Raw genomic sequence first — 9,648 nt, forward strand, 5'->3', positions numbered from 1 at the left:
TCGGGGGTTGCTTCGGGCCGGAACACGCTCACGCGGGGCGCACCACCCGGGCGAAGAAGTACACCGCGCCGGTTTCGGCGTGGCGCACCAGCAGCAGGAACGGCCGGTCGACCCGGACCTCGAGCGGCTCGCCGGAGATGAGCGACATCGTGCGCATCTGGACCGCGGTGGCGGCCGCGCCTTCGAGGCCCTGTTCGTCCAGCCGGAGCACGGCCTGGTGCAGGATGCTGTCCACCCACAGCGGACGGTCCGGCGTGAGACCGGTCAGATCCGCGGCGTCGGTGAACAGCTCGCACACGCCGAGGCCCTGCAACGCCCGTTCGAGGTCGGCGCGCACGTCGAGGGAGATCTTGGGCAGCGACAGCTGGATCTTGCGCTGCTTCGGGCTTTCCACGAGCGCGCGCAACGACTGCCCGTCGAGCGCGGCTTCGGCGCTCTCGAGGTCGCCGTCCGGCAGCAGGACCACCGTCTCGACGCCGCCCTCGGCCGTCAGCCGGACGACCTGCCAGCCGTTTTCGTGCGCGTAGCCGACCGATTCGTCCAGGTGCATCGTCGGCACCGAGCGCACGCCGTCGGGGGTGTGGAAATCCGCGTCCGCGGTGGCGCCATCGGGGAACGGGTGCCGCCAGGCGGTCTTCAGGTAGAGCGCGTTGACCAGGCTGGCGCGCGTGTGCGGGTGGATCGCGCCCTCGGGCAGCAGCTCCGGGATCAGGCCGTGAGTGGTCTGGTCCACGTCGGCGTTGATCCGCTCGCGCGCACCCTCGGGGTCGGTCTCGAACGGCGCGGTCTCGGCTTTGCCCCCGGGCCAGCGCACGAGCTCGGCCCGGAAGCTGTCCTCGACGGTGATCCGGTCCGCCGCCCAGAGCGTGTTCGCGACCGCCAGCTGGACGTCGTCGCCCAGCTCGGCCGCGGCGCGCAGCAGCTCGCCCTGGTCGTCGCCCAGCACCGCGCGGAGTTCGTCCGCGGTGCGGCCGCGGGCGGCCAGATGGGCGAGGCCGAGCGCACTCGCCGCCGAGTACGGCGAGAGACACGCGTCGCTTCCCGGGGGCGCGGTCGCACCGTGCAACGCCAGGGTGAAAGTGAGGTGGCTGTCCAGGGCCATGCGGCGACCGTACCGGAACGGGTGGTCCCACGGCTCACGGTTCGGCAGGCGGTGCCGTTCCGCAGCTCACGGCCCGGCAGACAGCACCGCTCCACGGCCCACGCCCGGCAGACAGCACCGCCCCGCGGCTCACGAATCGGCAGACAGCACCGCTCCACGGCTCACAGCCCGGCAGCGGCACCGCTCCCGCAGCTCACGACTCGGCAAACGGCACCGCTCCGCGGCCCACTGCTCGTCTAACAGCACCGGCTCACGGCTCACGGCTCACGGCTCACGGCTCAGTAGACAGCACCACTCCACGCAGCTCACGGTTCGGCAGACAGCACCGCCCCGCGACTCACTCACGGCCCGGCAAACGGCACCGCTCCCCCAGCTCACAGTTCGGCAGGCGGCGCCGTTCCGTGCCGTCCGGTGTGCCATCGGTGCCATTCGTATGCCTGCGCGTCGGTGAGCGACGCCACCTGGTCCACCACCACCCGCAATCGCGCCGCGTCGTCCGCTGCCGCGTTCCAGGCAGGCACCAGCAGCGGGTCCAGGGCTTCGGGCGCGCGGCGGCAGAGCGCCGCCACCAGCTCGGTGATCACCTCCCGTTGCCCGTCCTGCATCGCCAGCCTGCGGCGATCGCTCATCACGTACCGCAGCGCCAGCGCCTTGAGCAGCGCCACCTCCGCTCCGACCTGCTCCGGCACCGCCAGCCGCGCCGCGTACCGGGTGAGCGGGCCCTCTCCGTAACCCGCGCGAGTGCCGGTGACCGCGGCCGAGGCGAACCGGCCGACCAGTTCGCTGGTGAGCCGCTTCAGTGCGACCTGGGCGCGCAGCGAACCGTCCGGCTCCGCCCGCACCAGTTCGGCGACCACCGGCAGGTCGAGCAGCTCTTTCGCCGCACCCTCCAAAGTGGACACCGACAGGGTGGAGAAATGCCGTGCCGCGGCCTCGGCGACCGCCGCGCGTTCCTCCGGATCAGCCAGCAGCCGCAACCGGATCCGCCCGGCCAGCACCCCGTCCTCGACGTCGTGCACCGAGTACGCCACGTCGTCCGACCAGTCCATGATCTGCGCTTCCAGGCACCGGCGCAGGCCCGGCGCGCCCTCGCGGATCCAGCCGAACACGGGGGTGTCGTCCGGGTACACGCCGTATTTCGGCTCCCCGGACCGGCGCGGCCACGGATACTTCGTGGTGGCGTCGAGACACGCCCGGGTGAGGTTGAGCCCCGCCGTGCCGCCGTCCGGCCCGACCGCCTTGGGTTCGAGCCTCGTGAGGATGCGCAGCGTCTGTGCGTTGCCCTCGAAGCCGCCGCACGCCTGGGCCGCCTGGTCGAGCGCGCGTTCGCCGTTGTGGCCGAACGGCGGGTGCCCGATGTCGTGCGCCAGCCCCGCGGTGTCGACCAGGTCCGGGTCCGCGCCCAGCTCCTCGGCGATGCCGCGGCCGATCTGCGCGACCTCCAGCGAATGCGTGAGCCGGGTCCGCGGCGCGCCGCTGACCTCCGCGCCCTCCCCCGGCCCGACCACCTGCGTTTTGCCCGCCAGCCTGCGCAGCGCGGCGGAATGCAGCACCCGCGCGCGGTCGCGGGCGAACGCGCTGCGCCCGTCCGGCCGCGCACCGGCCAGCGCCGCGCCCTTGGGTTCCTCGGCCAGCACGCGGGCGCGGTCGTGCTCGCGGTAGCCGTCACTCACCCCGTCAGCTTACTGATCCGACCAAAAGTAGGCCGCCCCCCGCACGGCAGGTAACCGTTGCCACGAAAGCCATTCGGCCGTGGCTGTGGTCGGATCAGTAACGATCGGCACAGTGGCGCGGGGACCGACAATTCAGCCCATCGTCGTGCCGAACAGGTCGTCCGCGGGCGACTTGGTCAGCTCGTAGAACAGCAGCGCGCCGGTTTCCCGGAAGATGTAGCGGACCTGCGTCGAACGCTCCTGCACGATCGGCCCGCTGTGCGTCGGCGCGGTCCACGCCTCCAGCCCGAGGTCCTCGGACATCGTCCGCGACCGGTAGGAATGCCACGGATCGCTCACCAGCACCACCGAACGCCAGCCGCGTGCCTTCACCTGATCGGCGACCGCGCGCAGGCTGCGCAGGGTGTCATTGCCCTCGCCGACCGGCAGCGTCGCGGCTTCCGGCACCCCGTGTTTGGTGAGCCAACGCGCTCCCGCGGTCGCCTCGGTGTAGTTGTCGCGGGTCTTCTTGCCCCCGGCAGTGATGACGGTCTTCGAGACGCCGTCGGCGTAAAGCTGCCGCGCCTTCTCCAGCCGCGCGGTGAAGATCTCCGAGGGCTTGCCGTTGTACTGAGCCGCACCCAGCACGACGATCGCGTCGGCCGGCGTCCGGTCGTTCTCGCGCGCGACCTGCCACACGCGGAACGCGGTGCCCCCGATGACCGCGACGAGGGCCAGCACCGCACCGAAAACGATGCGGCGCACCCAGTTTCCCGCAGTAGGACCTGTCCACGCCTCCATGGCGGCCATCCTCGCAGAGCCGCTGTCCGGTGCTGGAAAGGCACCCCGATGTCAGATCGAGGTTTAAAGCCAGCCGCGTTCCTCCGACAGCCGCACCGCCTCCGCACGCGTGCGCGCACCCGTCTTCCCGATCGCCGACGACAGGTGGTTCCGCACAGTTCCGTCGGACAGGAAAAGAGACTTCGCGATGTCCGCGACCGTACTGCCGTCCTTGGCCGCGCTGAGCACGTCGCGTTCCCGCGCGGTCAGCGGACTGGTTCCCGTGGCGAGCGATTCCGCGGCCAGCGCCGGATCGACCACGCGCAGTCCACTGTGGACCCGGCGCACCGCCTCGACGAGCTGTTCCGGCGGCGCGTCCTTCACCACGAACCCAGCCGCGCCCGCGGCCATCGCCCTGGCCAGGTAGCCGGGGCGGCCGAAGGTGGTGCAGATGATCACCCGGCACGCCGGCAGCGCGGTCTTCAGCTCGGCCGCGGCGGTGAGGCCGTCCATGCCGGGCATCTGCACGTCGAGCAGCGCGACGTCCGGCGCCGTTTCCTTCGCCGCGGCCACCACCTCGTCGCCGGTGCCGACCTGGGCCACCACCTCGATGTCGGCTTCCAGGCCGAGCACGGTGGCCAGCGCGCCGCGCACCATCGCCTGGTCGTCGGCCAGCAGCACCCGGATCACGCCAGTCCTCCAGCGGGTTCGGCCCGCACCGCGACGGCGGATCCGTCCGGGCTCGGCTCCGGGACCTCGGCCCGGACGACCCATCCTCCCCCGGGCCGCGCCCGCGCCGTCACCGTGCCCCCGATCGCGGCCACCCGTTCGGACAATCCGCGCAGTCCGTTGCCCGGCACGACATCGCCCGTCGCGCGGCCGTTGTCCTCGACCTCCAGCCAGTCGCGCCCCAGCCGCACTCTCACCTGTTTCGCCCCGGAATGCCGCAGCACGTTGGTGATCGCCTCACGCAGCACGTAACCGAACGTGCTCTGCAATTCAGCCCGGACGTTGTCGACGGCGTGCGGCAGGTCGGCGTCCACCTCCGCCGCGCGCAACGCCGCCCGCGCCCCGGCGATCTCCGCGGGCAGCGACACCTCGCGATACTCCGACACCGTCGCCCGCACGTCCGACAGCGCCGAGCGCGTGAGCCCCTCGACCTCGCGGATCTCCTGCACCGCCCGGTCGATGTCGCCGGAGCTTTCCAGCACCCGCCGCGCCAGGCCGGACTTGACGGTGATCGTGGTGAGGCTGTGCCCGAGCAGATCGTGCAGGTCGCGGGCGACCCGCTCGCGTTCGTTGGCGACCGCGAGCGTGCCGATCTCCTGGTTCGCCAGCTCCAGCCTGCGGATCACCCGGATCAGGTTGGACATGAAGAACATCGCCGACGTCACCGAGGCGACCGTGATGACGTCCGAGAGGTGCTCGGACAGATCCCCGCGCAGCCACAGGACGAGCACCAGCAGCCCCAGCGCCGTCCCGTTGAAGATCACCGACCAGGCGGCCGGGAACAGGAAGGCCAGCGTCGCGGTCGCGTAGAGCACGACGTACGGGCTGGCGTCGGTGACCAGCGCGCACACCAGGCCCAGCGCCAGCATGCCCGCGCCGAACCAGAGCTTCGCCCGCCGGGGCTGGCGGAACATCGCGGGAAACCAGGCGTAACAAGCCGCGTAGGCGTAGAGCAGCACGCCGAGCAGGATCCGGATCCCCAGCGGCCCGGGGTCCACGATCAGGCCCCGGGTGGCCGGGATCAGGAACGGCAGCAGGAACGCCGCGGAGAAGAGCGGCCAGCCGACCTTGTGCGGACCGCGCCCCGGGTCCGGCAGCGGGTCTTCCCACCAGGACGACCGGTCGTTGAGCCCGAACCGGTGCGCGGCGGGCTCGCCGGTCGTCACCTCCCGTCCCAGCGGCCACACGTCGTTCTCCCCTCCCCGCCCGGTCAAACCCGGGCACTGTCCTTACGGTATCGCCTGACCACGACAATCCCGAGCACGAGCGTCCACGCGCCCAGCACGCCGATCGCCGTCGGCAGGCTCACGAGCAGCTGGTTCGCGACGACCGGCCGCACCAGCCCGAGGACCCAGTAGGTCGGCATGAGCTGCGCGACGTCGTGCATCCAGGACGGCATGCCCTCCAAAGGGATCCAGAGCCCGCCGAGGAAGCCGACGCCGAGGGTGACGATCATGCTGATCGGCTGCATCGACTCCGGCGTCCCGAACTGGCCCAGCAGCAGTCCGAGTAGCACCAGCGGAAGGGTGCCCAGGAAAATGCCGAGGAAGACCCGCAGCCAGCCCGCCGGGTCGAGGTGCACACCCTGGGTGAACGCGGCGATGACCGGGACCAGGATCAGCGCGGGCAGCCCGGCGAGCATCCCGGACAGCGCTTTACCGCCCAGGTAGCCCGCGCCGGACAGCGGGGTCAGCCGCAGCTGCCGCTGCCAGCCGCCGGCCCGCTCGATGGCGAGCCGGGCGCCGTTCGTGATGGCCGCGGCGAAGGCGCCGAAGGTCATCATGTTGACCATGAGCACGCCCGCGACCGCGACGTGGTCCGCCGCGGATTTGTCGGTGAACACCGTGGCCTGCAAGAGAAACATGATGACCGGGAAGGCGACGACGAAGATCAGGAACCGCGGCGAGCGGAACAGCCTGCGGGTTTCGACGACCAGGTAGGCGGGATTCATCGGACTGCTTCTTCCGTTTCGTCGGAGGTCAGGGAAAGGAACGCGCCTTCGAGGCCGACCGCGCCGATCTCGATGTCGCGCACGGCCGGAACCGCGGCGAGGAGCGCGCGCAAGGTGGTGTCGGAGTCCGAACTGGACAGTGCGACGCGCTCGCCGCGCAGTTCGAAGGAGGTGACCGCGGGCAGCGTCGAAACCAGCTGGTCACTGACCCCGGCCGGCAGCACCGCGCGAATCGTGCGCCCGCCGGCGAGCGCGCGGACCTCCGCGACGGACCCGTCGGCGACGATCTCCCCGGCCCGCATCAGCACGACCCGGTCGGCGAATTCCTCGGCCTCTTCCAGGTAATGGGTCGCGAACAGCACGGTGCGGCCGGTGTCGGTGAACGAGTACATCGACTTCCAGAACTCGCGCCTGCTGCCGACGTCCATCGCCGCGGTCGGCTCGTCCAGCACGAGCAGATCCGGATTCGACACCAGCGCGACCGCGAAGCGCACCCGCTGCTTCTGCCCGCCGGAAAGCTTGTTGGCCCGCCGATCGGCGATGTCCTCGACCCCGGCGGCACGCAGCGCGTCCCGCACCGGCATCGGACGACGGTGCAGTTTCGCGACGAGACCGACGGTTTCGCGCACGGTCAAGTCGTCCAGCAGCGTGCCGCCCTGCAGCATCGCGCCGATCATCCCCACGCGCACCGCGTCGGCGGGCGTCCGGCCGAACACCGAAACGGTGCCCTGGTCGGGTTTCGTGAGCCCCAGAATCATGTCGACGGTGGTCGATTTGCCCGCCCCGTTGGGCCCGAGCAGCGCCACCACTTCCCCCGGCGCGATGGTCAGGTCGACGTGGCTGACCGCGCGCACGTCCCCGTAGCGCTTGGCGATGCCGCCTAGCCGGATCGCCGCCCCCGCCGCGATTTCCTGTGTGTTGTCCATGGGGTGAAGCCTGCCGCGCACGGGCGGCCGGTACGCAGGCCGAGCGTCACGACCCGACCGTGACAGGTGTCAGGGGTGCCGGGGGGCAAACGCCGGACGGCCCCTCCCCGCGGGTGCGAGGAGGGGCCGTCCGGGACGGTTGCGCGGCGGTCAGCAGCCGAGCAGGCGACCGGCCAGGTACGACTCGACCTGGTCGATCGAAATGCGCTCCTGCTTCATGCTGTCGCGCTCGCGGATGGTCACCGCGTTGTCCTCGAGCGTGTCGAAGTCGACCGTGACGCAGTACGGCGTGCCGATCTCGTCCTGGCGGCGGTAGCGGCGGCCGATCGCCTGGGCGTCGTCGAAGTCGACGTTCCAGTGCTTGCGCAGCCGCGCGGCCAGGTCGCGCGCCTTCGGCGACAGGTCGGCGTTGCGCGACAGCGGCAGCACCGCGGCCTTGAACGGCGCGAGCCGCGGGTCGAGGTGCAGCACGGTGCGCTTGTCGGTGCCGCCCTTGGCGTTCGGCACCTCTTCCTCGTCGTACGCGTCGACGAGGAACGCCATCATCGACCGGCCCACGCCCGCGGCCGGCTCGATCACGAACGGCCGGTAGCGCTGGCCCGAGGCCTGGTCGAAGAACGACAGGTCCACGCCCGAGTGGTTCGAGTGCGTGGTCAGGTCGAAGTCGGTGCGGTTGGCGATGCCTTCCAGCTCGCCCCACTCCTGGCCGGCGTTGAACGCGAACCGGTATTCGATGTCGACGGTGCGCTTCGCGTAGTGCGAGAGCTTTTCCTTCGGGTGCTCGAAGTGGCGCAGGTTCTCGGCCTTGATGCCGAGGTCCTTGTACCAGTCGGTGCGCGCGTCGATCCAGTACTGGTGCCACTGCTCGTCGTCGCCCGGCTCGACGAAGAACTCCATCTCCATCTGCTCGAACTCGCGCGTGCGGAAGATGAAGTTGCCCGGCGTGATCTCGTTGCGGAAGGACTTGCCGATCTGGCCGATGCCGAACGGCGGCTTCTTGCGCGAGGCCTTCTGCACGTTGAGGAAGTTGACGAAGATGCCCTGCGCGGTCTCCGGGCGGAGGTACGCGAGGCCTTCCTCCGTCTCGACCGGGCCGAGGTGCGTCTTCAGCATCATGTTGAAGTCGCGCGGCTCGGTGTACTTGCCGCGGGTGCCGCAGTTCGGGCACGGCACCTCGGACAGGTCGTCCTCGGTGGTGGTCTTGCCGGTGCGCGCTTCGAAGTCCTCGGCGAGCTGGTCGGCCCGGAACCGCTTGTGGCACGAGAGGCACTCGATCAGCGGGTCGGTGAACACGTTCACGTGGCCCGAGGCGACCCAGACCTGGCGCGGCAGGATCACCGACGAGTCGATGCCGACCACGTCCTCGCGGCTCTGCACGACGGTCTTCCACCACTGGCGCTTGATGTTGTCCTTCAGCTCAACGCCGAGCGGCCCGTAGTCCCACGCCGACCTGGTGCCGCCGTAGATGTCTCCCGACGGGAAGACGAAGCCACGGTGCTTGCACAGACTGACGACGGTTTCGATTTTGTTGGCGGGCACTCCACGCTCCGGACGCATGCGGGGACAGTTATCGGAAGGTCCAGCGTATCCGGCCGGTCCCGGGAGCCTCCGCGCAGGTCGGAGGTCACGAACGGGTGACCGGCGAGGCCGTCACGACCCGGTTGTCGTCGTAGCCCTCCTGGCCGCCCACGTAGTCGCCGCCGCACGTGACGAGCACCAGCCGGTGCGGGCCGTCGGGGTCGAAGAGCTTCGCGGATTCGGCGGCCAGGTCCGATTTGTGGATCGTGCGCACCTCGTCGATCTTGTACTCCCACTCCTTGCCCGCAGTGTCGGCGACGGTGACGACCTGGCCCGCCTTCATCTTCCAGAGCTCCTGGAACGGCCCGGACTTGCCTGCCCAGTTGACGTGCCCGGACAGCAGCGTGACGCCTTGCGCGGCCCCGAGGCCGGACCCCCACCAGGCCGCTTCGCCGAGGCTCTTCGGGATCGGCAGCGCGCCGTCCGCGCCGACCTCCTCGGCGATCAGCTTCGCCTGCCCGCCGCCGGGCAGCTTGACGGTGCCGGGGGTCTGTCCGGGGTCCGGCTGGGTGTTGCCGGCCTGGCTGTTCCCGGGCTGGCCGGCGCCGACCTGCGCGGTGCCGGTCTGCTGCGGCGGCTGCGCCGAATTGTCGTTGCCGGTGAAGAAGATCAGCACGGCGGCGATGACCGCCGCCACCGCGACGACCGCGCTCACGACGATCACCGCGCCGCGTTTGCGTGCTGATTGTGCCTGTGTCCCCTGCATCGTGCTCCCCTGGTCTGGAGGTTTCTCTGGGGAGACATGCGGTGGGGCGGGGATGAGGTTGCACGGATTTTCGCCGGGACGGCGGATGCGTTCGCGATCTTGGTGCTCGCGGGTGGTCGCGGATGAGGGGACCCGTCACGCAGCGCGGTCGCGGCGTGCTGGGCGGCGCAGTCGCGGCGCGGCCGCAGTGTGCTGGCGGGGCGGTCGCGGCGTGCTGGCGGGGC

The 9,648-nt window shown here is 70.9% G+C and carries 9 protein-coding genes; all 9 read right to left on the reverse strand.

Annotated elements, in window-relative coordinates:
* Nucleotides 1-28: 28 nt before the first annotated feature.
* The 9 genes from EIZ44_RS41340 to EIZ44_RS41380 all read right to left on the reverse strand — a co-directional run bounded on the left by EIZ44_RS41340 (nt 29) and on the right by EIZ44_RS41380 (nt 9,424).
* The gene (locus EIZ44_RS41340; RefSeq protein WP_134734285.1) at nt 29-1,102 is read right to left on the reverse strand and encodes a serpin family protein; all 1,074 of its coding nucleotides are present in this window, start codon (nt 1,100-1,102) and stop codon (nt 29-31) included.
* 374 nt (nt 1,103-1,476) lie between these two features.
* Complete coding sequence (locus EIZ44_RS41345; RefSeq protein ID WP_134734286.1) at nt 1,477-2,775, reverse strand: deoxyguanosinetriphosphate triphosphohydrolase; 1,299 nt, start codon at nt 2,773-2,775, stop codon at nt 1,477-1,479.
* 132 nt (nt 2,776-2,907) lie between these two features.
* Entirely contained in the window at nt 2,908-3,555 is a 648-nt protein-coding gene (locus tag EIZ44_RS41350; protein WP_106961477.1) for a YdcF family protein, read from the reverse strand.
* A 63-nt stretch (nt 3,556-3,618) separates the two neighbouring features.
* Nucleotides 3,619-4,224, reverse strand: a complete 606-nt coding sequence (locus tag EIZ44_RS41355) for a response regulator transcription factor (RefSeq protein ID WP_037813553.1) — start codon at nt 4,222-4,224, stop codon at nt 3,619-3,621.
* Nucleotides 4,221-5,450, reverse strand: a complete 1,230-nt coding sequence (locus EIZ44_RS41360; RefSeq protein ID WP_134663177.1) for a sensor histidine kinase — start codon at nt 5,448-5,450, stop codon at nt 4,221-4,223. Before EIZ44_RS41360 ends, EIZ44_RS41355 begins: the two co-directional genes overlap by 4 nt.
* 23 nt (nt 5,451-5,473) lie before the next feature.
* The gene (locus tag EIZ44_RS41365; protein ID WP_037813555.1) at nt 5,474-6,214 is read right to left on the reverse strand and encodes an ABC transporter permease; all 741 of its coding nucleotides are present in this window, start codon (nt 6,212-6,214) and stop codon (nt 5,474-5,476) included.
* The gene (locus tag EIZ44_RS41370; RefSeq protein ID WP_167754437.1) at nt 6,211-7,140 is read right to left on the reverse strand and encodes an ABC transporter ATP-binding protein; all 930 of its coding nucleotides are present in this window, start codon (nt 7,138-7,140) and stop codon (nt 6,211-6,213) included. Before EIZ44_RS41370 ends, EIZ44_RS41365 begins: the two co-directional genes overlap by 4 nt.
* Before the next feature lie 150 nt (nt 7,141-7,290).
* Complete coding sequence (locus tag EIZ44_RS41375) at nt 7,291-8,679, reverse strand: glycine--tRNA ligase (RefSeq protein ID WP_037813558.1); 1,389 nt, start codon at nt 8,677-8,679, stop codon at nt 7,291-7,293.
* A gap of 85 nt (nt 8,680-8,764) precedes the next feature.
* On the reverse strand, nt 8,765-9,424 hold the full coding sequence (locus EIZ44_RS41380) for a class F sortase (protein WP_134734287.1): 660 nt from the start codon (nt 9,422-9,424) through the stop codon (nt 8,765-8,767).
* Nucleotides 9,425-9,648 lie beyond the last annotated feature (224 nt).

The organism is Amycolatopsis nivea (assembly GCF_004522235.1).
Lineage (GTDB): Bacteria > Actinomycetota > Actinomycetes > Mycobacteriales > Pseudonocardiaceae > Amycolatopsis > Amycolatopsis nivea.